Here is a 24,903-nt window from a genome sequence, read left to right as displayed (position 1 = left end):
TAGCACGCCGCCCTCTCAAGGCGGTAGCGCCGGTTCGAATCCGGTCGGGGGTACGGACTGGTCTAAACCACATTGGTCTATGGTGTAATTGGCAGCACGACTGATTCTGGTTCAGTTAGTCTTGGTTCGAGTCCAGGTAGACCAGCTCGGATCTGCGGAAACGCAAGATCCTCGCCCCCGTTGTGTAGCGGCCTAGCACGCCGCCCTCTCAAGGCGGTAGCGCCGGTTCGAATCCGGTCGGGGGTACGCAGATCGATGGGCTTCCACTTCGGTGGGGGCCCATCGGCGTGTCCGGCCCGATTTCCCTGCCTCACGCCCTGCCGAACCGGCGGCGTGACTCCTCCGCCTCCGCCAGCCGGCGCAGGGCGAGCAGGACCGGCTCGTACAGCACGGTCAGCGCCACGGCCGCCTCCACCTGTTCGTCCGGTGTGCCGCCGTACCGCTCCACCAGATCCAGATCGTGGACGGCGAGCTGCCCCAGCGCGCGGGCGTACGGCTCCAAGTCCTCGATGGCGCAGGGGTATCCGAGCCGCTCCAGGGCCGCGATCGCGGTGACGAGCATCCCGAGCGCGGGGGGCGTCACATCGGTCGTGGGGCCGTAGCCCCAGCCGAGCAGCTCCAACAGGCGGTCCGCGCGCTGCCGGGCCGTCTCGGTCGCCGGGTCCTCCGCGTCGGCGGACCTGCCGTGGGGGAGGGCCCACACGGCGGTGCCCAGGCGCGCGTTGTGGTCCAGGGAGCCGTCGTCCAGTGCGGTGAGCACGTCTCGTGTGGAGGCCACGGAGACCCCGCCGACCTGGATCAGCGCCCGCACCAGGCGCAGCCGGCGCAGGTGCTCCTCGCCGTACTCGGCCTGGGTGGCGGTGACCCGGCGGCCCGGCGGGAGCAGGCCCTCGCGCAGGTAGTACTTGATCGTGGCCGTGGAGACCCCGCTGCGCTCACTCAGCTCCGCCAGTCGCATGTCCGTCCCGTGTTCGAGTTTCCGCTTGCGCTCCCTGTTGGGGAGTGTCACTATCCAAGCATGGATAGTGCCGCTATCCAATGACGGGATGGGGGACATCATGAGCAAGCCGATCGAAGGGCGCATGTCCGCCGCGGGTGAGGGCGAGATCGTCGTCTTCCTCATCGGGATGCGCGTCAACAGCTTTGCGGCACTGCGGAGTTGGTGGCCGGTCGCCAAGGCCATGCCGCCCATGCTGGCGGAGCTCTCGCGCGAGAAGGGCAGCGGACTGCTGGGGTACCAGTTCCTGCTGGGCTTCCCGCGGGTGCTGTACGTCGTGCAGTACTGGGACTCGAAGGAGAAGCTCCTTGCGTACGCCTCGGCGCCGGACCGGCAGCACCGCCCGGCCTGGGCTGCCTTCAACCGGCGGCTGCGGGCGGGGAAGGGGAAGGTCGGCTTCTGGCACGAGACGTACGTCGTGCCCGCCGGGTCCTACGAGTCGGTCTACGTGAACATGCCCGAGTTCGGCCTCGGCCGGGCCACCGGGGTGGTGCCGGTCGCCCGGCGCGGCGACCGTGCGGCCGACCGGCTCAAGGTGAAGTGAGCGGGGCGGACATCGGGGGACGGGCCTGCCGCGGCGTTGAGGCGGGCCCTCCTCCCGGTCACCGGCCGCCGGTCAGCTCGAGCGGCGCAGGGCCTCGGAGAGGCGGGCGGCGGCGTCGATGACCGCCTGCGCGTGCATACGGCCCGGGTGGCGCGTGAGGCGCTCGATGGGGCCGGAGACGGAGACGGCGGCCACGACGCGGTTGGAGGGGCCGCGTACCGGTGCGGAGACGGACGCGACGCCCGGCTCGCGCTCGCCGATCGACTGCGCCCAGCCCCGGCGTCGTACGCCCGAGAGCGCGGTGGCCGTGAAGCGGGCGCCCTGCAGGCCCCGGTGCAGGCGCTCCGGCTCCTCCCAGGCCATGAGGATCTGCGCCGAGGAACCGGCCTTCATCGTGAGTGTCGAGCCGACCGGGACCGTGTCCCGCAGGCCGGACAGGCGCTCCGCCGCGGCGACGCAGATGCGCATGTCGCCCTGACGCCGGTAGAGCTGTGCGCTCTCGCCCGTGACGTCACGGAGGTGGGTGAGCACCGGGCCCGCCGTGGCGAGGAGGCGGTCCTCGCCGGCGGCCGCGGCCAGTTCTGCCAGCCGCGGGCCGAGAATGAAACGGCCCTGCATGTCGCGCGCCACCATACGGTGGTGTTCCAAAGCCACGGCCAGGCGGTGAGCCGTGGGTCGTGCCAGTCCGGTGGCCGCGACCAGACCCGCGAGGGTGGCCGGACCGGACTCCAGAGCGCTCAGGACGAGGGCCGCCTTGTCCAGAACGCCGACGCCGCTACTGTTGTCCATGCAACGATACTTGCGTCTCACTCTGTGAAACGCAAGTTCAATTTTCGGTGGAACGCGCCACCCTGGATGTCACGAAGGCACAGTGGCCCGCGGACCGACGGGCCTGGTGGCGGGCGTCCGGCACACCGGGGGCGCGGGCGCCGCCTCCTCAAGATCTCTAGTTGGGTCGGCGCACCTTTGCCGACCGGAGGGAAAGCGATGGGTAGGACACTCGCGGAGAAGGTCTGGGACGACCATGTCGTCCGGCGCGCCGAGGGCGAGCCCGACCTCCTCTACATCGATCTGCACCTGCTGCACGAGGTGACCAGCCCGCAGGCCTTCGACGGCCTCCGCAAGAGCGGCCGGAAGGTGCGGCGCCTCGACCTCACCATCGCGACCGAGGACCACAACACCCCCACCCTCGACATCGACAAGCCCATCGCGGACCCGGTCTCCCGGGCCCAGCTGGAGACGCTGCGCAAGAACTGCGCCGAGTTCGGCGTGCGGCTGCACCCGCTCGGTGACGTCGAGCAGGGCGTCGTGCACGTCGTCGGCCCGCAGCTGGGACTGACCCAGCCCGGCACCACCGTCGTCTGCGGCGACTCCCACACCTCCACGCACGGCGCCTTCGGCGCGCTGGCGTTCGGCATCGGCACCTCGCAGGTCGAGCATGTGCTGGCCACCCAGACGCTGCCCCTGGCCCGCCCGAAGACCATGGCGATCACGGTCGACGGCGAACTGCCCGACGGCGTCACCGCCAAGGACCTGATCCTGGCGATCATCGCCAGGATCGGCACCGGCGGCGGCCAGGGCTACATCCTGGAGTACCGCGGCTCCGCCATCGAGAAGCTCTCGATGGAGGCCCGGATGACCATCTGCAACATGTCGATCGAGGCCGGCGCCCGCGCGGGCATGATCGCCCCCGACGAGACCACGTTCGCCTACCTCAAGGGCCGCCCGCACGCCCCCGAGGGCGCCGACTGGGACGCGGCGGTGGAGTACTGGAAGACGCTGCGCACCGACGACGACGCCGAGTTCGACGCCGAGGTCGTCATCAACGCCGGCGAACTGTCGCCGTTCGTCACCTGGGGCACCAACCCCGGCCAGGGCGCGCCCCTTTCGGCCGCCGTCCCCGACCCTGCTTCGTACGAAGACGCTTCGGAGCGCCTGGCCGCAGAAAAGGCCCTGGAATACATGGGGTTGGAGGCCGGGCAGCCGCTGCGTTCCATCAAGGTGGACACCGTCTTCGTAGGCTCCTGCACCAACGGCCGCATCGAGGACCTGCGCGCCGCCGCCGAGCTCCTGGAGGGCCGCAAAGTCGCCGACGGCGTACGGATGCTGGTCGTCCCGGGCTCCGCGCGGGTCGGTCTGCAGGCCGTCTCCGAGGGGCTGGACGTCGTCTTCAAGGAGGCCGGCGCCGAATGGCGGCACGCGGGCTGCTCGATGTGCCTCGGCATGAACCCCGACCAGCTGGCCCCCGGTGAGCGCTCCGCGTCCACCTCCAACCGCAACTTCGAGGGCAGGCAGGGCAAGGGCGGCCGTACGCACCTGGTGTCGCCGCAGGTCGCCGCCGCGACCGCCGTGCTCGGCCACCTGGCCTCCCCGGCCGACCTGACCGAAGAGCCCGCCCGTACGCCCGCTGGAGTCTGATCAGTCATGGAAGCATTCACCACCCACACCGGCCGGGCCGTCCCGCTGCGACGCAGCAACGTCGACACCGACCAGATCATCCCCGCCCACTGGCTCAAGAAGGTGACCCGGGACGGGTTCGAGGACGGGCTGTTCGAGGCCTGGCGCAAGGACGCGTCCTTCATCCTCAACCAGCCCGAGCGGCAGGGTGCGACCGTGCTGGTGGCCGGCCCCGACTTCGGCACCGGTTCCTCGCGTGAGCACGCCGTCTGGGCGCTGCAGAACTACGGCTTCAAGACCGTGATCTCCTCCCGCTTCGCCGACATCTTCCGCGGCAACTCGCTGAAGAACGGGCTGCTCACGGTGGTTCTGGAGCAGAAGATCGTCGACGCGCTGTGGGAGCTCACGGAACAGGACCCGCAGGCCGAGATCACCGTCGACCTGGAGCGCCGCGAGGTGCGCGCGGAGGGCATCACCGCCTCCTTCGAGCTGGACGAGAACTCCCGCTGGCGGCTGCTGAACGGGCTGGACGACATCTCCATCACGCTGCAGAACGAGGGCGACATCGCCACGTACGAGGCGGGGCGGCCTGCGTACAAGCCGCGCACGCTGAAGGTCTGAACCTTCGGACCCCGCGGCGGTCGAGTTTCGGCCACCCCAAACCCTGGCTGTACCCCCGATCGGACCGATCGGGGGTACAGCCGTTTTTACGCCCGGACGGTGCCGCGCGCGACACCGTCCGTTCCTTCAACTGCCCACGTTAGGGCGGTTGTTGTTGGGGTACGCGAGCCTTGACAACGCGGCGTCGACAGGGGCCCGGACGGCCGTTTGAGGCAGCAGTTGCCACCCCGGGCAGGCGACAACTCGCCCCAGATGGCACAATCTGTGCATGGAACACGACGGCCAACTCGAGCTCTATGCGGCGGTCGCGGACCAACTCAAGGAAGCGCACGCAAGGGTGCGCGCACTGCAAGTCCCGGAGGGCGTACGGATGGCGCTGACCCGGAAGCTGCTGGTCATCACGGCCGCGGCCAAGCACGATCTTGCCGATGCGACAAGGCGCCTGGAGCGGTTCACGGCCGACCTCGACGAGGGTCGATTCCCCGAAGAGGAAGCCTGAACAGTCCGGAACCGTCGAGTCGGCTGCGGCACAAGGGTGATTAGCCCGTTTCGTGTTTGATTTGCGGTATATATCTGCCTAACGTGCGAAAAGCTTGAACACTTTCGTTCTGGCGATGTCTCCGAAGGGGAAGACGTGAACAAGGCGCAGCTCGTAGAAGCGATTGCCGACAAGATGGGCGGCCGCCAGCAGGCTGCCGACGCTGTCGATCATGTACTGGACGCCATCGTCCGAGCGGTCGTTGCAGGTGAGCGGGTCTCGGTCACCGGCTTCGGTTCGTTCGAGAAGGTCGACCGGCCGGCCCGGTACGCCCGCAACCCTCAGACGGGCGAGCGGGTTCGGGTCAAGAAGACCTCGGTACCGCGGTTCCGTGCGGGCCAGGGTTTCAAGGATCTGGTGAGCGGCTCGAAGAAGCTCCCGCGCGGGGGCGAGGTCGCCGTCAAGAAGGCGCCCAAGGGCAGCCTGACCGGCGGTGCCGCGGCCACGGTCAAGAAGGCCGCCGCCAAGAAGACCACCAAGGCCGCTGCGAAGAAGGCCGCGGCGAAGAAGGCGCCTGCCAAGAAGGCCACGGTGGCTGCGAAGAAGGCCGCGGCGAAGAAGGCCCCCGCCAAGAAGACCACGGCGGCCGCCAAGACCACCGCAGCGAAGAAGACCACCGCCAAGAAGGCCCCGGCGAAGAAGGCGACGGCCAAGAAGGCCCCCGCCAAGAAGTCGACGGCGCGCAAGAGCGCCGCCAAGAAGACCACCGCCCGCAAGAGGTAGCGGCGCGGAATTGCTCACGCGCCGGGCCGGACTCCCGTCGGGAGCCCGGCCCGCGGTGTGTTCCGGGGCGGTTGAGCAGGGGGGTTTCAGAGCGTCTGGAGTGTCACCAGGGTGATCCGGGGGCTGTCCTCGGGCCCCTCCAGCTCGATGCGCACCCGCTGCCCGGGCCGCAGCAGTCTGAGCCCGCCCGCATCGAAGGCGGCGGCGTCGAAGGGCACCGGAGTGCCGTCGTCGAGCAGCACCTGCCCGCTGCGCGTCTCGGCGTCGTAGGTGTATGCGGTGGCCTGCATGACGGCAGCCTACTGCCCCGGGATCAGCAACCGCGCTGTGGCCGCTGCCGTACGGGGTCCCACTCCGAGGGCGAGCGCTGCACGCAGATCGTCGCCGGTGTCCACGTCCTGGCGTACCGAATCCACGCCCCCGACGCTGAGTTCCACCGCGCCGGATGCGCGATGGCGGGCCCGGGAATCCGTGCCGAATGCCGGGAGCAATTCCCGGCCCGGAGCGGCCGCCAGCAGTGTCGTACCGATTGCGGCCGCATCGGGGAGAAAAGCGCGCGGGAATTCCCCGGCCGCCTCCAGCACCCGGGCCAATTCCGGTGGGCGCAGGGCGGGAAGATCGGCGTTCAGGGCGGCGACGGGGATTTCGGGGCGTTCGCTCCGGACGGTTGCCGCTCCGTGTGCCAGAGCGGCGTTCAGGCCGCCGCTCGGCTCGTCCGTGACGATCCGGGCGCCCAGCGCGGCCAGCTCCCGGCCCGCCAGGGCGTCGTCCGTGACAACTGCCACATCCCGCACCGCCGGGCAGATCAGCGCGGCGGCCACCGTGTCCTGCGCGAAAGCGAGGGCGAGGCCCGGGCGCAGCCCGTCGCCGGCGGCGTCGGAGAGCCTGCTCTTGGCCCGCGCCAGAGACTTCACGGGTATCACCAAGGTCCAGTGCACGAGCGTTCGTCCCTCTCTTGTCGCGGCCATTGTCACCCGGGCCATGGGGGCGGGCGGAGACTCGGGCGTACGGTGTTCTCGACAGACAGGCGGCCTGGGGCGACACTTGTGCGGCCCCCATGCCCTGGAAGGAAGGTGTCCGTGTGCCCCGCCGCAGAATCGGCTTCTGGTACCGCTTCGCCGCGGTGATCTGCAAACCGCCGCTGGTCGTTCTGCTCAAGCGGGACTGGCGTGGAATGGAGCACATTCCGGCCGCGGGCGGTTTTATCACCGTGGTCAACCATAATTCCCATGCCGACCCCTTCGCGTACGCGCACTTTCAGTACAACACCGGACGGGTTCCGCGATTCCTGGCGAAGAGCGGGCTTTTCAGGAAGGGATTCGTGGGCGCCGTGATGCGCGGCACCGGACAGATCCCCGTCTACCGCGAGAGCACGGACGCACTGAGCGCCTTCCGGGCCGCGATCGACGCCGTGGAGCGCGGCGAGTGCGTCGCGTTCTACCCCGAGGGCACCATCACCCGCGACCCGAACGGCTGGCCCATGACCGGCAAGACCGGTGCCGCCCGCGTCGCGCTGAAGACCAAGTGCCCCGTCATCCCGGTCGCCCAGTGGGGCGCCAACGAACTGCTGCCGCCGTACGCCAAGAAGCCGCACCTCTTCCCGCGCAAGACCCACCATGTGCTCGCCGGCCCGCCGGTGGACCTCTCGCCCTTCTACGGCAAGGACATGACCGCGGACGTCCTCAAGGAGGCCACCGAGGTCATCATGGCCGCGATCACCCGCCAGCTGGAGGAGATCCGAGGCGAGCGGGCGCCCGAGACGCCGTACGACCCGAAGCGGGAACGCATCGAGCAGCGGCGCCGGACCGAGGCGCAGACGCAGACGCGAGCACAGGCAGAGGTGCCCGCGCAGGCAGAGGCAGGGGCGCAGGGCAGGGCGGCCGGTCCGGCCGGTCGGGAAGTGGCCGGGCAGTTCGGCCGGGAAGAGGGGCAGGGGCAGTGAGCAAGCCGGTCAAGGCGGCGGTCTTCAGCGCGGGTTCGTGGGGCACGGCGTTCGGCATCGTGCTCGCCGACGCGGGGTGCGAGGTCACCCTGTGGGCGCGCCGCGCGGAGGTCGCGGAAGCGATCAACTCCAGCCGGACCAACCCCGACTACTTCCCGGGCTTCGAACTCCCCGAGAACCTGCGCGCCACCACGGACCCCGCCGAGGCCGCCGCCGGCGCCGACTTCACGGTGCTGTCCGTCCCCTCGCAGACACTGCGCGACAACCTCGCCGCCTGGGTGCCGCTGCTGGCCCCCGGCACCGTTCTGGTCTCGCTGATGAAGGGCGTCGAACTCGGCTCCGCCATGCGGATGAGCGAGGTCATCGAGGATGTCGCCAAGGTCGGCCCGGAGCAGGTCGCCGTGGTCACCGGACCCAACCTCGCCCGCGAGATCGCCGCGCGCATGCCGGCGGCGGCCGTGGTCGCCTGCACCGACGAGGCGGTCGCCCGGCGGCTCCAGGCCGCCTGCCACACGCCGTACTTCCGCCCGTACACCAACACCGACGTCGTCGGCTGTGAACTCGGCGGTGCGGTCAAGAACGTCATCGGGCTCGCCGTCGGCATCGCGGACGGCATGGGGCTCGGCGACAACGCCAAGGGGTCGCTCATCACGCGCGGGCTCGCCGAGACCACCCGGCTCGGGCTCGCCATGGGCGCCGACCCGCTGACCTTCTCCGGACTCGCGGGCCTGGGCGACCTGGTGGCCACCTGCTCCTCGCCGCTGTCCCGCAACCACACCTTCGGCACCAACCTCGGCAAGGGCATGACCCTCGAGGAGACCATCGCGGTCACCAAGCAGACCGCCGAGGGTGTCAAGTCCTGTGAGTCGGTGCTGGATCTGGCCCGCCGGCACGGTGTCGACATGCCGATCACCGAGACGGTCGTCGGGATCGTGCACGAGGGCAAGCCTCCCGTGGTCGCCCTCAAGGAGCTGATGTCGCGCAGCGCGAAGCCGGAACGACGCTGAGCGCTCCGCAGGTGGTGCCGCGAAGGGGAAGTGCCGCGGGGTGCCGTCGAGCGTCCGCGGCGCCGTCGTGGCTCGTCGCGCCCACGGTGGGGGTCCCCCCGCTCATGGGCGTCCCCCACGCGAGCGAAGCCGAGCGGGGGGAGAAGCCGAGCGTGGGGGAGGAGCCGCATGTCGATACAGTCCCCCGCCCCTTCAGGGCGCTGCCGAACCGCCGCCGACTTCGCCCCGCCCGGGGAGGCGCTAGGTCGGGGCCCTACCAACGGGTACTCTCATCGCGATATGAGCACCGAGAACCTCCCCCAGAGCCCTGAGCAGCCGTCTCGCAAGCCGCGCGTGGCCGTCGTGTTCGGCGGGCGCAGCTCCGAACACGGGATCTCCATGGTCACCGCCGGCGCCGTACTGCGGGCCATCGACCGGACGAAGTACGACGTCCTGCCGATCGGCATCACCCAGGAAGGCCGCTGGGTGCTCACCGCCGACGAACCGGAGCGCATGGCGATCGCCGACCGCCGCACGCCCGACGTCGAGGAGCTCGCCGAGTCGACCGAGGGCGGCGTGCTGCTCCCCGTCGACCCCGCGAGCCGCGAAGTCGTCTACAGCGAGCCCGGATCGGTACCCAAGGCGCTCGGCGAGGTCGACGTGGTCTTCCCGGTGCTGCACGGTCCGTACGGCGAGGACGGCACGCTCCAGGGCCTCCTGGAGCTGTCCGGCGTGCCGTACGTGGGTTCCGGGGTGCTCGCCTCGGCCGTGGGCCAGGACAAGGAGTACATGAAGCGGGTGTTCGTCTCGTTCGGGCTGAAGGTGGGCCCGTACGTGGTGATCAGGCCGCGCGAGTGGCAGCTCGACGAGACCGGCGCGCGGCGCCGGATCGCCGAGTTCGCGGGGGAGCACGGCTGGCCGCTGTTCGTGAAGCCCGCGCGCGCGGGGTCGTCGATCGGCATCACCAAGGTCGAGTCCTTCGAAGGCCTCGACGAGGCGATCGCCGAGGCCCAGCGCCACGACCCGAAGATCATCGTCGAGGCCGCGCTGCGTGGCCGTGAGATCGAGTGCGGTGTGCTGGAGTTCGAGGACGGCCCGCGCGCCTCCGTCCCCGCCGAGATCCCGCCGCCGGACGCGCACGCGTACTACGACTTCGAGGCGAAGTACATCGACTCCACGCCGGGGATCGTGCCGGCCCCGCTCACCGACGAGCAGACCGCCGAGGTGCGCAGGCTCGCCGTCGAGGCGTTCGAGGCGGCGTCCTGCGAAGGGCTCGTCCGGGCGGACTTCTTCCTCACCGAGGACGGTGAGTTCGTGATCAACGAGATCAACACGATGCCCGGCTTCACGCCCATCTCGATGTACCCGCAGATGTGGCAGGCGAGCGGGGTGGCGTACGCGGAGCTGGTGGACCGCCTGATCCAGGCGGCACTTCGCCGCTCAACGGGACTGCGCTGAAGGCCGCCGGGGGCGAGCTGGTGGGCGCAGCGGTCAGTCGGCGATCCCCTTCGGGATCGCCTTCTTGACGGCCGAAGCCAGGTCGATGAGCACGGCGGACGAGTCGCGCCCCGCCGGCACGGCAACCTCGACGTACGCAAGACGATTGGCGGTTGTGAAGCGATACGCCCCGTCGCCCGCGTTCTCCATCAGCCAGTCGACGCCGTTCACGCCCCCGGCCACCGCGTCGGGATCCCGCCCCTCCGCCACCTTCGGGTCGATCATCTTCGGCGGCCGTGCGACACCGCAGCGCAGTATGATCGCGGGGTTTCCCCAGCCCGCCGTGAGGACGGACCGGGGCTCGGGGTCCCGGCGCTCCAGACCGGCGACCTCACGCGGCAGCGCACCGTCCAGGTTCTGACACAGCTTGGTGACCTCTGTGTCCGGGCTGGGAACCGCGGTGCCCGCGCTGTCGTCTGCTGAGGAGCAGCCCGCGACGGTGATCAACAGGACGGACGCGGGCAGACCGATGAGCCGGTGACGGGAAAACTTCACCGGCCAAGGGTAGACGGGGGCTACAGATGGACGACCGGGCAGGTCAGGGTGCGGGTGATCCCGTCCACTTGCTGGACCTTGGCGACCACCATGCGGCCGAGGTCGTCGACGGTGTCGGCCTGGGCGCGCACGATGACGTCGTACGGTCCCGTCACGTCCTCGGCCTGGATCACCCCAGGGATCTTGCTGATCGTCTCGGCGACGGTCGACGCCTTGCCGACCTCCGTCTGGATCAGGATGTACGCCTGTACCACGGAACCTCCAGGGCGGCCACGAGGATCATGTGGGGAAAAGGAACGCCACGGTATCGCGTTGCCGCTCGCCGCGGGGAGACCTGCGGTGACCACGGCACACGCGCCGCGGTGCAGGCACGACGGATGTTGACGGTCGGGTGGGGCGGATCGGCGGTCACTTCGACCGTATCGAGGACACTGATGACCCGCGACCGGGAACGCACAGGGACAGAAGGGGCGTAAGGGCAATGAAGGGCACTGTTGGTGAGCTCGGTGAGTTCGGGCTCATCAGGGAGCTCACCTCCCGTCTCACCACCACCCCGGCGGTGCGGGTCGGGCCGGGTGACGACGCCGCGGTGGTCGCCGCGCCCGACCGCCGGGTGGTGGCCAGTACCGACCTCCTCCTGGAGGGGCGGCACTTCCGCCGGGACTGGTCCACGGCGTACGACGTGGGCCGCAAGGCGGCCGCGCAGAACCTCGCGGACATCGCGGCGATGGGCGCCGTCCCGACCGCGCTGCTGCTCGGTCTGGTCGTCCCGGCCGAACTCCCGGTGACCTGGCCGACGGAGCTGATGGACGGCCTGCGCGACGAGTGCCAGGTCGCGGGTGCCGCCGTGGTGGGCGGTGATGTCGTACGGGGTGACACGATCATGGTGTCGATCACCGCGCTCGGCGATCTGCGCAACCAGGAACCCGTGACCCGGGCCGGCGCCCAGCCCGGTGACCTCGTCGCGGTGACCGGCTGGCTCGGCTGGTCCGCCGCCGGCTACGCAGTGCTGTCGCGCGGGTTCCGCTCGCCGCGCGCCTTCGTCGAGGCGCACCGGCGCCCCGAGCCGCCGTATCACGCCGGTCCGGCGGCGGCCGCGTTGGGCGCGACGGCGATGTGCGACGTCAGCGACGGGCTGATCGCCGACCTCGGGCACATCGCGGAGGCCAGCAAGGTCCGCATCGACATCCGCTCCGGTGCGATCGACGTCCCCTCGCAGATGAACGACATCGGACAGGCGGTCGGGGTGGACCCCCTGCAGTGGGTGCTCACCGGGGGAGAGGACCACGCGATCGTGGCGACCTTCCCGCCGGACGTGAAGCTGCCCGCCCGCTGGAAGGTCATCGGTGAGGTGCTCAACCCCTCGGCACTGCCGCAGGTGACGGTCGACGGGGCGGCGTGGGCCAAGGGCGGCTGGGACCACTTCGGGGACATCGAGTCATGAGCGCGCCGCCCAGAGTGCTGACCGTGGCCGGCTCGGACTCCGGCGGGGGTGCGGGCATCCAGGCCGACCTGAAGACGATGCTCGCACTCGGCGTGCACGGCATGAGCGTGCTCACCGCGGTCACCGCGCAGAACTCCCTCGGGGTGCAGGGTGCCTGGGAACTGCCGGTGGCGGCGGTGCGGGCCCAGTACCGCAGCGTCGTCGACGACATCGGCGTCCAGGCCGTGAAGACCGGGATGCTGGCCTCGGCCGAACTGGTCGAGGTGGTGGCCGAGTTGATCGGCGAGACGGACGCGCCCACGGTCGTCGACCCGGTGGGCGTCTCCAAGCACGGGGACCCGCTGCTGGCGGCCTCCGCGCTGGATTCCGTACGGACGAAGCTGCTGCCGGCGGCGACCGTGGTGACGCCGAATCTCGACGAGGTCGCCCAACTGACGGGGGTACGGGTCGAGTCGGAGGCCGACCTGCGCCGGGCCGCGGCGGCCGTGCTGGCGTACGGACCGACCTGGGTCGTGATCAAGGGTGGGCATCTGCCCGGCGACGCCGTGGATCTGCTCACCGACGGCTCCGAGGAGCACTGGCTGCGCGCGCCCCGGCACGACAACCGGCACACGCACGGGACGGGCTGCACCCTCGCATCGGCGATCGCGTCGCAGCTGGCGAAGGGGCAGTCCGTGCCCGAGGCGGTGGCGGCGGCCAAGGAGTACGTCACCGGGGCGATCGCGGCCGGGTTCGCGCTCGGTGGGGGGATCGGGCCTGTGGACCATGGGTGGCGCTTCCGGGCGGGCGGCGGCGCGTAAACGCTTGCCCTCGGCTCGATGCCCGTGGCCGCGGATCCGCTTCGGGCACAGCAGAGAGCCGGTCCACACGAGGTGGACCGGCTCTCTGCAGCGAACCAGCAGTGGCCGCGCGCTTAGCAGCTGTGCGTCAGCGCGAGACCTTGCCGGCCTTGATGCACGAGGTGCAGGCGTTCACGCGCTTCGGCGTCCCGCCGACCACGGTACGCACACGCTGGATGTTCGGGTTCCAGCGGCGGGACGTACGGCGGTGCGAGTGCGAGATGTTGTTGCCGAAGCCCGGCCCCTTGCCGCAGACGTCGCAGTTGGCAGCCACGGGTCACTCCAAAGACTTCAGATGCACTTACGGTTGATCCCGGCATGCCGGGATCGAGATCTTAGGCTCTTGCGAGCGATCTGAGATCTGAGTGGCGTTGCCAGGGGAATAGCCCGATCGGGATCGGGCAACCGGAGCAGCATACAACGGCTGCGCCCGTACAACGAAACTACCACGGCGGCTCAGGCGTCCGCCCCCGCCCTCTTCCGCCGGGCACCGGCCCCAGGGCTACGCTGCGTCCGACGTCCAGCTCAAGGAGGCGCAGGTGGCGCAGGTGCCGCAGACATTCTTCGATGCTCTGGCGGTGCGTACCTGGTGCGGTCTCGCGCTGGAGGCGCTGGGACGCGCGCGTGAGGAGATCGACGCGATCAACGTGTATCCCGTGGCGGACGGGGACACCGGCACCAATCTGTACCTGACCGTCGAGTCGGCGGTTGCCGCGGTGGAGGCGGTCTTCGCCGCGCACGAGGTCGGCTCCCGGAATCCAGGGGGGCCGTCGCTGGCCGAGGTCACGCGCGCGATGGCGCACGGGGCGCTCATCGGGGCGCGGGGCAATTCCGGGACGATCCTCGCGCAGCTGCTGCGCGGCATGGCGCAGGTGCTCGTCGACGGTGCGGACGCTCAGACCGACGCCCAGAGCCTGCGGCTCGCGCTGCGGTGCGCCGCCGACTCCGCCCGCCAGGCCGTGGCCCACCCCGTGGAGGGCACGGTCCTGTCGGTCGCCTCGGCCGCTGCCGACGCGGCCGGTGGAGCCGAGGGCGACTGCGGGACGGTCGCACGGGCCGCCTACGAGGGGGCGCGGGCCGCTCTCGCCGCGACCCCGGGACAGCTGGCCGTCCTCGAGCGGGCCGGGGTGGTCGACGCCGGGGGACGCGGGCTGGTGGCGGTGCTGGCGGCGCTGGTGGAGACGTTCACGGGGGAGGTGCCGGGCACGGTGGCGGTGTCGGCTTCCGTGCGGCACGCGCGCGTGGGGTCCGACACCGGGCAGGCCTCTCGGGGCGGACCGGGCGCCGACGATGCGGCGGAGTGCGCGGACGGGGTGACGGAGGGCGGTCCCGCGTACGAGGTGATCTACCTCCTGGAGGCCGACGACGCATCCGTGGCGCGGCTGCGGCAGCGGCTCGACGCGCTCGGGGACTCGCTCGTGGTCGTCGGCGGGGACGGGCTGTGGAACGTCCATGTGCACGTGGACGACGCCGGCGCCGCCGTGGAGGCGGGTGTCGAGGCCGGGCGGCCGTACCGGATCCGGATCACGCACTTCGCGGCCGACGACGTGCACACCTCTCGCGGGGAGCGGCCGGCCCGGGAGCGGGCCGAGCGAGCCGTGGTGGCCGTCGTACCCGGCGAGGGCCTGGCCGGGCTGTACGCCGAGGCGGGCGCGACGACCGTGCTCGCGCGCCCCGGGGAGCCGCCCGTGAGCGGGGAGCTTGTCGAGGCCGTACGGCGGGCGCACGCGCGCGAGGTCGTCCTGCTGCCCAACGACGCCGAGCTGCGCCACACCGCGGCCGCGGCGGCCGAGCAGGCCCGTGCGGAGGGCATCCGGGTGGCCCTCATTCCCACGCGCTCCGCGGTCCAGGGCATCGCGGCGCTCGCGGTGCACGAGCCGGAGCGCCGCTTCGACGAGGACGTCGTGTCGATGACGTCGGCGGCGGGCTCGACCCGCTACGGCGAGGTCGTCGTCGCGGAACGCCAGTCCTGGACCATGGCCGGCATCTGCCAGGCCGGTGACGTCCTCGGCCTCATCGACGGGGACGTCGCGGTGATCGGGTCGGACGTCACCGCCACCGCCGAGTCCGTCCTCGACCGGATGCTCGCGGCCGGCGGGGAACTGGTGACCCTCGTCCTCGGTGACGAGGTTCCCGAGTCCGTGGCCGAGCGTCTGGAGGCCCGGGTGAGGGAGGCGTATCTCGCCGTCGACACGGTGGTGTACCGGGGTGGACGGCAGGGGGCGCTGCTGCTCATAGGGGTGGAGTAGGGCCCATCGGTGGAGTCGGGCCCCTCGGCGGAGGGTCCATTGCTCCCCGCCTCCGTGGGGTTTCGTTCAACGATCCTCCTGTTCCTCCACCACCCGCAGCAGCTGCTCGGCCTCTGCCCGCCGCGCCCGAGCGAGGTCGGTCTCGTCGACGGCATCCGCGTACGCGGCCAGTACGGCACGCGCGCGTGCAGCCGCCTCCGCGCTGCGGCCCAGGTCGGCCGCCAGCCAGCCCGCGGCGAGTTCGGCACCGGTACGGCTGTGCACGGCGGCGTCCCCGAGCGAGGCGAACACCGCGACGGCCTGGGCCACTTGGGCCAGGGCCTCCGCGAATGCGGCCTGGATCGAGCCGTCCCCGGCGTCCTCGGCGGACGAGCGGGCCAGCAGGTCGCCGAACTGGCGGTGCGTGTCGCCCAGTTCGGCGGTCAGCCGCTGCTGCGCGTCCTCGTCGGCCGTGGCATCCAGCGCCCGCTCGCACTCACCGAGGGCGAGCGTCATCAGCTCCCGTGCGGTGTCCGTGCCGTCCTCCGTGCGCAGGGCGAGCCACGCGCGGGCGCGCAGCGAGCGGACCAGACCGTGGACGTTGCCGAGGGAACGCCACAGGTCGCCCGCGCGCGCGTACGCCCGGTCCGCCTCGGTGGGCAGCCCCGCCTGTCCGAGGGACTCGGCGGCGAGGTGGGCGAGGGTCGCGTGGTCCTGCTGCTCGGGCCAGTGCCGGGCGATCTCGGCCGCCTGCAGTCGGCGCTCGGCGGAGGCGCGGTGCTCCCCGAGCTCGCTGAGGCAGTCGCCGAGCCACCACTGGGTCTGGACGATCGCGCCGTCGCCGTGCGTCTCGGCGGTCAGGTCGAGCAACGCCGACTCCAGCACCTCGGCGGCCTCGGCGCACCGCCCCTGCCGCAGCAGGAACCCGCCGAGCAGGTGCCGGGCCCAGGCGCCGAACGTCGGGCCCTCGCCGGCCTCGTCGGCCCAGTGTGCTGCCTCCAGAGCGTGCTCGGCGGCCTCCGCGGACTCGTCGCTGCCGCCGAGGACCTCGGCGAGCTGCAGGTGCAGCTGGGCCCGGCCGGTCGCCTCCAGGTGCGGTCCGCCGTGCTCCAGGGCCGCCTTCAGCGCCCGCTCGGCCTCCGCCATGTCGCCGAGGTGGTGGGCGAGCCCGGCCAGCCGGGCCTCGTACTCCACCGCGAACCACGGCAGCCCCGCGTCGACGTACGCCGCCGAGGCCTGCGCGAACAGTTCGGCGGCGGCCTCCAGATCCCCGTGGTGCACCGCGAGTTCGGCGAGCATGGCCCGCGCCTCGGCGGCCCGTGCGGCGAGCCGGACGTCGTCCCCGGCCTGCCCCTCCACGAGCGCGAGCACCTCCCGCGCCGCCGCCTCGGCCGCGGCGAGGACGGCCTCCTGCGAGGAGCCGGGGGACGGTACGGCGTCGGCCTCTGCGGCAACGCCAGCCTCCGGCGCCCCGGCGGCCTCGTCCGCCTCCTGCACCCTCCGCATCAGGATCCGCGCCCGCCCCATCAGCACGGACGCGGTCTGCCGGACGCCCGTGGCACTCTCGGCATACAGGGCGAGGACCTGGTCGTAGGGCTCGGCGACGGCCTCGACCGCCTCGGCGACCCGCCCCCCGAGGGCGCGTACGTACGCCGCACGCGCGCGTGCCGCCAGCGCCTCACCGGGGTCGCCCGCCTCGGCGTACAGCTCGGCGGCGCGTTCGAAGAGCTCGGCGCCCTCGGGCCCGAGGTCCATCGCCCGGTGATCGGCGATCTCCGCGCGGTCACGGGCGTCCATGCCGACGCCCTCCGCGGCCCGGGCGACGGCCGCCCAGGCCTCGACGGCGTTCGGCTGCAGGGCATCCGACAGGCGGCGCGCCTCGGCCAGCAGCGCGGCCAGGTCCGGCTCGTCCGCGCCCGCGGTGGGCGAGGACGCGACTGGGGCGGGGGCCACGGACGCCGGGACCGACCGTACGCCCGGAGACAGCCGTTCCGCGCGCACGCCCAGGGCGAGCCGCTCCACCAGCGGCTGCTGCCCCATCCGCGCGCGTGCCCGCTCACTGACGTGCGACGTGCCGTTGCGCTGGTCGAAACGCGCCGCCAGGGCGAGGGCCTCCGCGCGCGCGTGGGCGGCCAGTTCGCGTGCGTTCCATGTCCGGCCGGCCGGTCCCGGGACCTGCTGATCGCCCAGGCCCAGTTCGGTGAGACGGTCCATGAGCAGGCTCACCACGCTCATGAACTCCATTCGGCTGCGCGGATGTCCGGTGTCGGTGAAGTACGCCGGCCGCTCGGCCAGCAGCTCCAGACCGCGTGCCTCGTTGCCGGTCAGCGTGCAGAACTCGACATGGTCGGCGTACGCGCCCCGCATGCTCTCCATGGCCCGTACGAGCCGGAAGCCGCGCAGATGGTGGGCGCGTGCCTCGTCCAGGCGGCCCAGCCGCAGCAGGGGCACGAGGGAGGACGCCAGCGTGGTGTGCGGCTCGTGGGCGCAGGTGAACTCGCCGTCCAGCACCGGACCCCACAGCTTCAGCGCCTCGGCGTCCGCGCCCCGTTCCACCTGCCACCAGCCCTGACCCTGCAGCTCGCATGCGTGGCAGTCGGCCATCCTGTCCCGGTCTGCGGCCAGCCACGCGGCGTACGCCCGCTCCGCCCGCTGCACGTCTCCGACATGCGCGGCCACGCTGAACTCGGCGCTGCGCACGGCCCGTTCGGAGTGACCGGCGAGGCGGTAGCGGTGCTCCATCTCGCCGAGCCACTTCTCGATGGAGGCCAGCGGGATGTGCGGCTGGTCGAGCATGCCGGCCGACATCCACTTGAAGACCCAGTGCAGGGAGTGGGTCTCGTACTCGTCGAAGTCCTCGGGCCGCTCGTCCCACATGCGCAGCAGACGCGCGAAGGGGACGAACATCTTGTCCTTCTCGGAGCTGTAGTTGTAGACCTTCAGCTGGTGTCCGAGCACCTCGATCACGGCGAGCGGGATGCCCAGCTTCTCGGCCTCGGCGAGCAGCTGTTCCGCGCGCGCGTTGCGGGCGGGGCCCTCCGGCTGCTCGGAGTTCTGAGCCATCGCCCGGCGCAGCGCGTCGAAGTCGGTGATCTCACTCATCGGTGACCGTCCCCAGGGGAGTCGGAGTCGCTGTGGGTGGCCCATTCGAGGAGGCCGATGAACGCGCGGTTCAGCAGCGCGGAGTCGGCCGGCCGCAGCGGGCGCTGCGCCATGAGCAGGGCCTGGCCGTACAGGGACTCCGTGGCGGTGCCCACGAGCTCCGGTTCGTTCAGTGAACTGATCCGGCGGATCAGCGGGTTGAGGTGGTTGAGCACCAGACGCGCGCGTGGGGTGCTGCCGCGCAGCGAGCCCAGGATGCCCGCCCACAGGTCGTCGGCCTGCTCCTCCGCCTCGGCGCGGGCCTGCTCGTGCCGGGCCGCCCGGTCGTCCAGATGCAGCGCCGGCACGGACAGGGGGTGGAAGGCCCGCAGGACCACGTCACAGCCCAGCGGGTCCAGGGTGGCCCGCGCGGCCGCCAGAAAGCCCGAAAGGGCCAGCTCCTCGGCCGGGTCGACGGCATCCAGGTGGGCGGTCACCGTGTCGGCGTCGAGCTCGGCCACCACGGTGCCGGGGCGGACCGAGGGCAGCGCCTCGACCAGTTCGCTGTCGTACGTGTAACCGCCGTTGACGACGCCGATGCCCTGCGCGGACGCGATCGGGGCGACCTGCCGGTACTCCTCGACGGTGCGCGTGAAGTGCACCACCGGGTGCCGCAGGGCGAACTCCTCCAGGGACAGCTGCCCGTCGGTCGTCTCGAAGGGCAGCCACGGCAGCATCGTGCGCAGCATCCCCCTGTCGTGCCGGGCAAGGGACTTCACGCCCAGATGGTGCACGGACAGGAACGCCGCCAGCCGCTCCGGATCACCGGCGGCAAGACCCGTCAGCCAGGACCGGATCCGCTCGCCCAGCGCTTCCCGCACGGCGGCCAGCGTCTCGTCCTCGTAGAGCGACTCGCGTGACGCCGTGGGCCGCAGGCTGTCGGTGTCGAGCACACAGCGAACGAAGAACGCCCAGTCGGGCAGCAGCTGTTCGGCGCGCTCGGTCAGCAGCATGCCCTTGAGATGGACCCGGTGCCGGGCGCGCTGCGCCGGGCTGACCGCGGAGGGCAGGACGTACGCCACACCGCGGATGCCCGCGAGCGGTACGTTGAGGTCGATCGAGTCCAGCGGCGTGAACCCGAACAGCTCGTGACAGTGCCGCGCCAGGGCCACCCTCCGGGTGGCGGGGGAGGGGTACGGCCGGTCCCAGGGCGCCGGAAGGTCGGTGACCGCCTCGTCGCCCACCCGCACGTCGTACGGCAGCAGCGAGCCGAAGTCCCGCGCCAGCGCCAGCACCCGTTCCTCGGCCAGCCACTCCCCGGCCCCGGCCCGCGCCACCAGGTGCACAGTGGTCCCCGGTTCGGGACGGGCCTCGTCCGGCAGCGTCCGCACCGTGTACGAGCCGTCGTCGGTCGCCGTCCACTCCACGGGCCGGGCATCGGGCGTGCGGGCGCTGCGGCTGACGACCCGGATCCGCTCGGCGACGACGAAACAGGCCAGCAATCCGATGCCGAACTGCCCGAGAAAGTCGGAGCGCACCTCCTGGATCCCCTTGGCGCGCTTGGAACTGCGGCCGATGGTCGCCAGCAGGCTGTGCACATCGGCCTCGGTGAGCCCGACGCCGGAGTCCTCCACCCGCAGGGCGCCGCTCCCGGCGTACAGCCGCACCCGCGCCGGGGCGTCGGGCTGTTCGGCCCGGCGGGCGGTGATGGCGTCGACGGCGTTCTGCAGCAGTTCGCGCAGATAGACCTTCGGGCTGGAGTAGAGGTGATGGGAGAGCAGATCCACCAGACCGCGCAGGTCGACCTGGAACGTATGAGGTGAAGGGGCTGACTGGGATGCCTGTGATGACTGTGAGGTCTGGGAGTCCATCGTCACAGCGCCGGTGGGGGGACGACGTCGGCGCGGGGTCGGGCGGTCCGGGTGAGGCCGTGACCGCGAAAGGATGGCCGGGGCGCGCCATCCTAAAGCCCCAGCGAGCCGTCTGACCAGGGGTTTCCCGAGACGTATACGGCTGCGCGCCCGGGACCTCTACGGCATTGTCAGTGGTGTGGTGTGCAATGGATCTCGTGCCCGCACTGGAAGAACCACTGAAGAAGGTGCTCGGCCCAGCCACCGCGAAGGTGATGGCCGAGCACCTCGGCCTGCACACCGTCGGTGACCTCCTGCACCACTACCCGCGCAGATACGAGGAGCGGGGCCAGCTGACCCACCTCGCCGACCTTCCCATGGACGAGCACGTCACCGTGGTCGCCCAGGTCGCCGACGCCCGCCTGCACACCTTCGCCTCCGCCAAGGCGCCCCGCGGCAAGGGCCAGCGCCTCGAGGTGACCATCACCGACGGCAGCGGCCGCCTCCAACTGGTCTTCTTCGGCAACGGCGTGCACAAACCCCACAAGGAACTCCTGCCGGGCACCCGGGCGATGTTCGCGGGCAAGGTCTCCGTCTTCAACCGCCGTCTGCAACTCGCTCATCCCGCCTACGAGTTGCTGAAGGGGGACGCCGAGGACGCCGTCGACACCTGGGCGGGCGCCCTGATTCCGCTCTACCCGGCCACCGCCAAGCTGGAGTCCTGGAAGATCGGCAAGGCGATCCAGACGGTCCTGCCCAGCGCCCAGGAGGCCGTCGATCCCCTGCCGGACGCCCTGCGCGAGGGCCGCGGTCTGGTCTCCCTCCCCGAGGCCCTCCTCAAGATCCACCGCCCGCACACCAAGGCGGACATCGCCGGCGCCCGCGACCGCCTCAAGTGGGACGAGGCCTTCGTCCTCCAGGTCGCCCTGGCCCGCCGCCGTCACGCCGACGCCCAACTCCCGGCGGTCGCCCGCAAACCCAAGCCCGACGGCCTCCTCACGGCCTTCGACGACCGCCTCCCCTTCACCCTCACCGAGGGCCAGCAGAAGGTCTCCAGGGAGATCTTCGACGACCTGGCGACGGAGCATCCGATGCATCGGCTGCTGCAGGGGGAGGTCGGCAGCGGCAAGACCCTGGTGGCCCTGCGCGCCATGCTCGCCGTCGTCGACGCCGGTGGGCAGGCCGCGATGCTCGCGCCCACCGAAGTGCTCGCCCAGCAGCATCACCGGTCGGTCGTGGAGATGATGGGCGAGCTGGCCGAGGGCGGGATGCTGGGCGGGGCCGAGCAGGCCACGAAGGTGGTCCTGCTGACCGGGTCCATGGGCGCGGCCGCCCGGCGGCAGTCGTTGCTCGATCTGGTCACCGGGGAGGCAGGGATCGTGATCGGCACGCACGCGTTGATCGAGGACAAGGTGCAGTTCCATGACCTGGGGCTGGTCGTGGTGGACGAACAGCACCGGTTCGGGGTCGAGCAGCGCGACGCCCTGCGCGGCAAGGGCAAGCAGCCTCCGCACCTGCTGGTCATGACCGCCACGCCCATCCCGCGGACCGTCGCCATGACCGTCTTCGGGGATCTTGAGACCTCCGTCCTCGACCAGCTCCCGGCCGGACGCTCGCCCATCGGCAGCCATGTCGTCCCCGCCGCCGACAAGCCCCACTTCCTGGCCCGGGCATGGGAGCGGGTGCGCGAGGAGGTCGCGAACGGCCATCAGGCATACGTCGTCTGCCCCCGTATCGGTGACGAGGAGGACGACCCGAAAAAGAAGAAGTCCCCGGAGGACGAGGCCGAGAAGCGCCCGCCGCTCGCCGTCCTGGACGTGGCCGACCAGCTGAGCCAGGGGCCGCTGAACGGCCTCAAGGTCGCGGTGCTGCACGGTCGTATGCACCCGGACGACAAGGACGCCGTCATGCGCCGCTTCGCCGCCGGTGAGACCGACGTCCTGGTCGCCACGACGGTCATCGAGGTCGGCGTGAACGTGCCGAACGCGACCGTGATGGTGATCATGGACGCCGACCGCTTCGGCGTCTCCCAGCTCCACCAGCTGCGCGGCCGCGTCGGCCGGGGCTCGGCGCCCGGCCTGTGCCTGCTGGTCACCGAGATGCCCGAGGCGAGCGCGGCCCGCCAGCGGCTCAACGCTGTGGCGGCCACCCTCGACGGCTTCGAACTCTCCCGTATCGACCTCGAACAGCGCCGCGAGGGCGACGTCCTCGGCCAGGCCCAGTCCGGCGCCCGCACCAGCCTGCGCGTGCTCGCCGTCATCGAGGACGAGGAGATCATCGCCGAGGCGAGGGAGGAGGCAGCGGCGGTGGTCGCGGCCGACCCGGAGCTGACCCGCCTTCCGGGTCTGAGGACGGCCCTGGACGCCCTTCTGGACGAGGAGAGGGAGCAGTACTTGGAAAAGGGGTGAGCGGGAGCACCCCTTCAGGGGCGCGGGGCTGTGTCGATATGCGGCTCCGCCGCGCGGGCGTGACCAGCCACCACGAACCCGCAGCCGGCCAGGGCGAATGCGCACCCCCACCGTGGCCTGCCAAACTGAACGCAAAGGACCCACGAACAAGGACCCGAGATGACCCGCGTGATCGCCGGCGCAGCCGGCGGACGCCGCCTAGCCGTCCCGCAGGGAACCCGCACCCGCCCCACCTCCGACCGCGCTCGCGAGGGCCTCTTCTCCACCTGGCAGTCCCTGCTCGGCGGCCCCCTGGACGGCGAGCGGGTCCTTGACCTGTACGCCGGTTCCGGCGCCGTCGGCCTGGAAGCCCTCTCCCGGGGCGCCGGCCACACCCTCCTCGTCGAAGCCGATGCCCGAGCGGTCCGCACGGTCCGGGAGAACGTCAGAAACCTCGGCCTGCCCGGCGCCGAGGTCAGGGCAGGCAAAGCGGAACAGATCATCCGCACACCGCCCCCGGCGGAGCCGTACGACATCGTCTTCCTCGACCCGCCGTACAGTGTCTCGGATCACGATCTTCGCGAGATTCTGCTCACACTCCGCACGGAGGGGTGGCTCGCGGACGAAGCCCTCGTCACCGTGGAGCGCAGCACCAGAAGCGGTGAGTTCGGGTGGCCGGAGGGCTTCGAAGCACTCCGTACCCGCCGGTACGGTGAGGGAACGTTTTGGTACGGTCGCGCCGCCTCTACGTGCGAAGACGCACCATGACCGGACCGGAGAGCGAGGGATCTCAAGTGCGCCGTGCCGTCTGTCCCGGGTCGTTCGACCCGATCACCAACGGACACCTCGACATCATTGCCCGCGCCTCCCGCCTGTACGACGAGGTCTATGTCGCGGTGATGATCAACAAGTCCAAGAAGGGCCTCTTCGAGATCGACGAGCGGATCGACCTGATCCGCGAGGTTACCGCCGAGTACGGCAACGTGCGGGTCGAGGCCTTCCACGGCCTCCTCGTCGACTTCTGCAAGCAGCGCGACATCCCGGCCATCGTCAAGGGCCTGCGCGCGGTCAGCGACTTCGACTACGAACTGCAGATGGCCCAGATGAACAACGGCCTGACGGGCGTCGAGACCCTCTTCGTGCCCACCAACCCCACCTACAGCTTCCTGTCGTCGTCCCTGGTCAAGGAGGTCGCGGCCTGGGGCGGCGACGTCTCCCACCTGGTCCCCCCGCCGGTCCTGGCCGCCCTGACCGAGCGTCTCGAGCAGGACTGAGGGCGCCCGACGCACGCCCGGGACGCCCGCCGCGAGCCCTGATGGCCCGTCATCCGGTGTCCGGCGGGCACCCCATGGCCGTACAGTCGTCCCGTCCGTCTCCAACACAGCTGTAGAGAGTGGCGAGCAACCGGTGGACGTGCAGAAGAAGCTCGACGAGATCGTCGCGGCGGTCTCCAGTGCCCGGGCCATGCCCATGTCGGCCTCGTGCGTGGTCAACCGCGCCGACCTGCTCGCCATGCTGGAAGAGGTGCGCGCGGTGCTGCCCGACTCCCTCGCCCAGGCCCAGGAGCTGATCGGCGGCCGGGAACAGATGGTCGAGCAGGCCCGTCAGGAGGCCGAGCGGATCATCCAGGGCGCGCACGCCGAGCGCGGCTCGCTGATCTCCGACACCGAGGTCGCCCGCCGCTCCCAGGCCGAGGCCGACCGGATCCTCGCCGAGGCCCGCAAGGAGGCCGAGGAGATCCGCGCCGAGGCCGACGACTACGTCGACTCCAAGCTCGCCAACTTCGAGGTCGTCCTCACCAAGACCCTCGGCTCCGTCGGCCGCGGCCGCGAGAAGCTCCTCGGCACCGGCCCCGGCCTCGACGACCAGGGCTACGAGGACGAGGACGCCCCCGAGCGCAGCCATGACCCGGAGACTCTGCGCCGCACCGCCGACGAGTACGTGGACGTCAAGCTCGGGGCCTTCGAGGCGGTCCTCGCCAAGACCCTGGAGGCCGTCGGCCGCGGCCGGCAGAAACTGCACGGCCGGATCGCCACCGACGACCTCGGCGCCCTGGACACCACGACCGTCCAGCACAGCAGCGATGCCGACTACCTCGCCGACCTGGCGGCCATCGCCGACACCCCGGCCGAACAGCCGCCGGCAGCGGTACCGGCCCAGCCGTCGTACGCCCAGCAGGACGCCTACGCGTACCAGCAGTCGCCGCAGCAGAACGATCCGTACGGCTACCAGCAGCAGTACGCCCAGCAGGACCCGTACGGCTATCAGCAGGCCGATCCGTACGCCGCCTACCCGCAGCAGCCCGCGTACGACCCCTGTCTCTTATACACATCT

The 24,903-nt window shown here is 71.3% G+C and carries 23 protein-coding genes, 2 tRNA genes and 1 pseudogene; 17 read left to right on the top strand and 9 right to left on the bottom strand.

Going from position 1 to position 24,903, the window contains the following annotated elements; all coding sequences use genetic code 11:
- Nucleotides 1-73 precede the first annotated feature (73 nt).
- A tRNA-Gln gene (locus StrepF001_RS31190) sits at nt 74-145 on the top strand.
- 28 nt (nt 146-173) lie between these two features.
- Nucleotides 174-246, top strand: a tRNA-Glu gene (locus StrepF001_RS31185).
- A gap of 64 nt (nt 247-310) precedes the next feature.
- On the opposite strand, the gene StrepF001_RS31180 is transcribed toward StrepF001_RS31185, so the two are convergent.
- A complete protein-coding gene (locus tag StrepF001_RS31180; protein ID WP_129801650.1) occupies nt 311-958 on the bottom strand; it encodes a MerR family transcriptional regulator in 648 nt (215 codons plus the stop codon).
- Between the two features lie 100 nt (nt 959-1,058).
- Between StrepF001_RS31180 and StrepF001_RS31175 the strand changes: the two genes are divergently transcribed.
- Entirely contained in the window at nt 1,059-1,541 is a 483-nt protein-coding gene (locus StrepF001_RS31175; protein WP_240797760.1) for a DUF4188 domain-containing protein, read from the top strand.
- A gap of 72 nt (nt 1,542-1,613) precedes the next feature.
- On the opposite strand, the gene ndgR is transcribed toward StrepF001_RS31175, so the two are convergent.
- On the bottom strand, nt 1,614-2,330 hold the full coding sequence (gene ndgR / locus StrepF001_RS31170) for an IclR family transcriptional regulator NdgR (protein WP_129801557.1): 717 nt from the start codon (nt 2,328-2,330) through the stop codon (nt 1,614-1,616).
- Between the two features lie 198 nt (nt 2,331-2,528).
- On the opposite strand from ndgR, the gene leuC reads away from it, so the two are divergent.
- The 4 genes from leuC to StrepF001_RS31150 all read left to right on the top strand — a co-directional run bounded on the left by leuC (nt 2,529) and on the right by StrepF001_RS31150 (nt 5,820).
- A complete protein-coding gene (gene leuC / locus StrepF001_RS31165) occupies nt 2,529-3,959 on the top strand; it encodes a 3-isopropylmalate dehydratase large subunit (protein ID WP_129801556.1) in 1,431 nt (476 codons plus the stop codon).
- Nucleotides 3,960-3,965: 6 nt separating this feature from the next.
- On the top strand, nt 3,966-4,559 hold the full coding sequence (leuD, locus tag StrepF001_RS31160; RefSeq protein WP_129801555.1) for a 3-isopropylmalate dehydratase small subunit: 594 nt from the start codon (nt 3,966-3,968) through the stop codon (nt 4,557-4,559).
- Nucleotides 4,560-4,827: 268 nt separating this feature from the next.
- Nucleotides 4,828-5,058 (top strand): hypothetical protein, encoded by a 231-nt coding sequence (locus StrepF001_RS31155; protein WP_129801554.1) that lies wholly within the window; start codon nt 4,828-4,830, stop codon nt 5,056-5,058.
- A 135-nt stretch (nt 5,059-5,193) separates the two neighbouring features.
- Nucleotides 5,194-5,820 carry an HU family DNA-binding protein gene (locus tag StrepF001_RS31150; RefSeq protein WP_129801553.1) on the top strand — a complete coding sequence of 209 codons (627 nt, stop codon included), beginning with the start codon at nt 5,194-5,196 and terminating at the stop codon, nt 5,818-5,820.
- An 86-nt stretch (nt 5,821-5,906) separates the two neighbouring features.
- Here the strand turns inward: StrepF001_RS31150 and StrepF001_RS31145 are convergent, their stop codons facing one another.
- Nucleotides 5,907-6,110 carry a hypothetical protein gene (locus StrepF001_RS31145; RefSeq protein WP_129801552.1) on the bottom strand — a complete coding sequence of 68 codons (204 nt, stop codon included), beginning with the start codon at nt 6,108-6,110 and terminating at the stop codon, nt 5,907-5,909.
- A 9-nt stretch (nt 6,111-6,119) separates the two neighbouring features.
- A complete protein-coding gene (cofC, locus tag StrepF001_RS31140) occupies nt 6,120-6,758 on the bottom strand; it encodes a 2-phospho-L-lactate guanylyltransferase (RefSeq protein WP_129801551.1) in 639 nt (212 codons plus the stop codon).
- Between the two features lie 143 nt (nt 6,759-6,901).
- On the opposite strand from cofC, the gene StrepF001_RS31135 reads away from it, so the two are divergent.
- The 3 genes from StrepF001_RS31135 to StrepF001_RS31125 all read left to right on the top strand — a co-directional run bounded on the left by StrepF001_RS31135 (nt 6,902) and on the right by StrepF001_RS31125 (nt 10,206).
- Entirely contained in the window at nt 6,902-7,762 is an 861-nt protein-coding gene (locus tag StrepF001_RS31135; RefSeq protein ID WP_129801550.1) for a lysophospholipid acyltransferase family protein, read from the top strand.
- The gene (locus StrepF001_RS31130; RefSeq protein WP_129801549.1) at nt 7,759-8,769 is read left to right on the top strand and encodes an NAD(P)H-dependent glycerol-3-phosphate dehydrogenase; all 1,011 of its coding nucleotides are present in this window, start codon (nt 7,759-7,761) and stop codon (nt 8,767-8,769) included. Before StrepF001_RS31135 ends, StrepF001_RS31130 begins: the two co-directional genes overlap by 4 nt.
- Nucleotides 8,770-9,048: 279 nt before the next feature.
- Complete coding sequence (locus StrepF001_RS31125; RefSeq protein ID WP_129801548.1) at nt 9,049-10,206, top strand: D-alanine--D-alanine ligase family protein; 1,158 nt, start codon at nt 9,049-9,051, stop codon at nt 10,204-10,206.
- A 33-nt stretch (nt 10,207-10,239) separates the two neighbouring features.
- Here the strand turns inward: StrepF001_RS31125 and StrepF001_RS31120 are convergent, their stop codons facing one another.
- Together StrepF001_RS31120 and StrepF001_RS31115 are read right to left on the bottom strand one after the other, a co-directional pair.
- Nucleotides 10,240-10,740 (bottom strand): DUF3515 domain-containing protein, encoded by a 501-nt coding sequence (locus StrepF001_RS31120; protein ID WP_129801547.1) that lies wholly within the window; start codon nt 10,738-10,740, stop codon nt 10,240-10,242.
- A 20-nt stretch (nt 10,741-10,760) separates the two neighbouring features.
- Complete coding sequence (locus StrepF001_RS31115; protein ID WP_003997603.1) at nt 10,761-10,994, bottom strand: Lrp/AsnC ligand binding domain-containing protein; 234 nt, start codon at nt 10,992-10,994, stop codon at nt 10,761-10,763.
- A gap of 227 nt (nt 10,995-11,221) precedes the next feature.
- Between StrepF001_RS31115 and StrepF001_RS31110 the strand changes: the two genes are divergently transcribed.
- A complete protein-coding gene (locus StrepF001_RS31110; protein ID WP_129801546.1) occupies nt 11,222-12,184 on the top strand; it encodes a thiamine-phosphate kinase in 963 nt (320 codons plus the stop codon).
- Nucleotides 12,181-12,984 carry a bifunctional hydroxymethylpyrimidine kinase/phosphomethylpyrimidine kinase gene (thiD, locus tag StrepF001_RS31105; RefSeq protein WP_129801545.1) on the top strand — a complete coding sequence of 268 codons (804 nt, stop codon included), beginning with the start codon at nt 12,181-12,183 and terminating at the stop codon, nt 12,982-12,984. The genes StrepF001_RS31110 and thiD overlap by 4 nt, the downstream gene beginning before the upstream one ends.
- 127 nt (nt 12,985-13,111) lie before the next feature.
- On the opposite strand, the gene rpmB is transcribed toward thiD, so the two are convergent.
- The gene (rpmB, locus tag StrepF001_RS31100; protein WP_003993230.1) at nt 13,112-13,297 is read right to left on the bottom strand and encodes a 50S ribosomal protein L28; all 186 of its coding nucleotides are present in this window, start codon (nt 13,295-13,297) and stop codon (nt 13,112-13,114) included.
- A 265-nt stretch (nt 13,298-13,562) separates the two neighbouring features.
- Between rpmB and StrepF001_RS31095 the strand changes: the two genes are divergently transcribed.
- The gene (locus StrepF001_RS31095; RefSeq protein WP_129801544.1) at nt 13,563-15,272 is read left to right on the top strand and encodes a DAK2 domain-containing protein; all 1,710 of its coding nucleotides are present in this window, start codon (nt 13,563-13,565) and stop codon (nt 15,270-15,272) included.
- A 66-nt stretch (nt 15,273-15,338) separates the two neighbouring features.
- Here StrepF001_RS31095 and StrepF001_RS31090 read toward each other — a convergent pair whose 3' ends face one another.
- Nucleotides 15,339-18,353 (bottom strand): tetratricopeptide repeat protein, encoded by a 3,015-nt coding sequence (locus tag StrepF001_RS31090; protein WP_129801543.1) that lies wholly within the window; start codon nt 18,351-18,353, stop codon nt 15,339-15,341.
- Nucleotides 18,350-20,203, bottom strand: a complete 1,854-nt coding sequence (locus StrepF001_RS31085; protein WP_129801542.1) for an HSP90 family protein — start codon at nt 20,201-20,203, stop codon at nt 18,350-18,352. The genes StrepF001_RS31090 and StrepF001_RS31085 overlap by 4 nt, the downstream gene beginning before the upstream one ends.
- A 188-nt stretch (nt 20,204-20,391) precedes the next feature.
- Between StrepF001_RS31085 and recG the strand changes: the two genes are divergently transcribed.
- From recG to StrepF001_RS31065, 4 genes and pseudogenes are all read left to right on the top strand, one after another.
- Nucleotides 20,392-22,590 carry an ATP-dependent DNA helicase RecG gene (gene recG / locus StrepF001_RS31080; RefSeq protein WP_129801541.1) on the top strand — a complete coding sequence of 733 codons (2,199 nt, stop codon included), beginning with the start codon at nt 20,392-20,394 and terminating at the stop codon, nt 22,588-22,590.
- Nucleotides 22,591-22,746: 156 nt separating this feature from the next.
- Nucleotides 22,747-23,337 (top strand): annotated as a pseudogene (gene rsmD, locus StrepF001_RS31075) (16S rRNA (guanine(966)-N(2))-methyltransferase RsmD); the annotation flags it as partial.
- A gap of 26 nt (nt 23,338-23,363) precedes the next feature.
- Entirely contained in the window at nt 23,364-23,843 is a 480-nt protein-coding gene (gene coaD, locus StrepF001_RS31070) for a pantetheine-phosphate adenylyltransferase (RefSeq protein WP_240797770.1), read from the top strand.
- Nucleotides 23,844-23,976: 133 nt separating this feature from the next.
- Nucleotides 23,977-24,903 (top strand): ATP synthase F0 subunit B (locus StrepF001_RS31065; protein ID WP_129801538.1); only part of this gene is annotated, 927 nt, incomplete at its 3' end.

This window comes from Streptomyces sp. F001, from assembly GCF_004187715.1.
Taxonomy (GTDB): Bacteria; Actinomycetota; Actinomycetes; order Streptomycetales; family Streptomycetaceae; genus Streptomyces; species Streptomyces flavusporus.
This window is presented reverse-complemented; position numbering and strand designations above follow the sequence as displayed.

What these genes read in the sequence shown, in the direction of transcription:
- ndgR (WP_129801557.1), bottom strand. Translation starts at nt 2,330, where the DNA reads ATGGACAACAGTAGCGGCGTCGGCGTTCTGGACAAGGCGGCCCTCGTC.
- StrepF001_RS31175 (WP_240797760.1), top strand. Translation starts at nt 1,059, where the DNA reads ATGAGCAAGCCGATCGAAGGGCGCATGTCCGCCGCGGGTGAGGGCGAG.
- recG (WP_129801541.1), top strand. Translation starts at nt 20,392, where the DNA reads ATGGATCTCGTGCCCGCACTGGAAGAACCACTGAAGAAGGTGCTCGGC.
- StrepF001_RS31110 (WP_129801546.1), top strand. Translation starts at nt 11,222, where the DNA reads ATGAAGGGCACTGTTGGTGAGCTCGGTGAGTTCGGGCTCATCAGGGAG.
- StrepF001_RS31090 (WP_129801543.1), bottom strand. Translation starts at nt 18,353, where the DNA reads ATGAGTGAGATCACCGACTTCGACGCGCTGCGCCGGGCGATGGCTCAG.
- StrepF001_RS31145 (WP_129801552.1), bottom strand. Translation starts at nt 6,110, where the DNA reads ATGCAGGCCACCGCATACACCTACGACGCCGAGACGCGCAGCGGGCAG.
- leuD (WP_129801555.1), top strand. Translation starts at nt 3,966, where the DNA reads ATGGAAGCATTCACCACCCACACCGGCCGGGCCGTCCCGCTGCGACGC.
- StrepF001_RS31155 (WP_129801554.1), top strand. Translation starts at nt 4,828, where the DNA reads ATGGAACACGACGGCCAACTCGAGCTCTATGCGGCGGTCGCGGACCAA.
- leuC (WP_129801556.1), top strand. Translation starts at nt 2,529, where the DNA reads ATGGGTAGGACACTCGCGGAGAAGGTCTGGGACGACCATGTCGTCCGG.
- StrepF001_RS31085 (WP_129801542.1), bottom strand. Translation starts at nt 20,203, where the DNA reads ATGGACTCCCAGACCTCACAGTCATCACAGGCATCCCAGTCAGCCCCT.
- StrepF001_RS31180 (WP_129801650.1), bottom strand. Translation starts at nt 958, where the DNA reads ATGCGACTGGCGGAGCTGAGTGAGCGCAGCGGGGTCTCCACGGCCACG.
- StrepF001_RS31125 (WP_129801548.1), top strand. Translation starts at nt 9,049, where the DNA reads ATGAGCACCGAGAACCTCCCCCAGAGCCCTGAGCAGCCGTCTCGCAAG.
- thiD (WP_129801545.1), top strand. Translation starts at nt 12,181, where the DNA reads ATGAGCGCGCCGCCCAGAGTGCTGACCGTGGCCGGCTCGGACTCCGGC.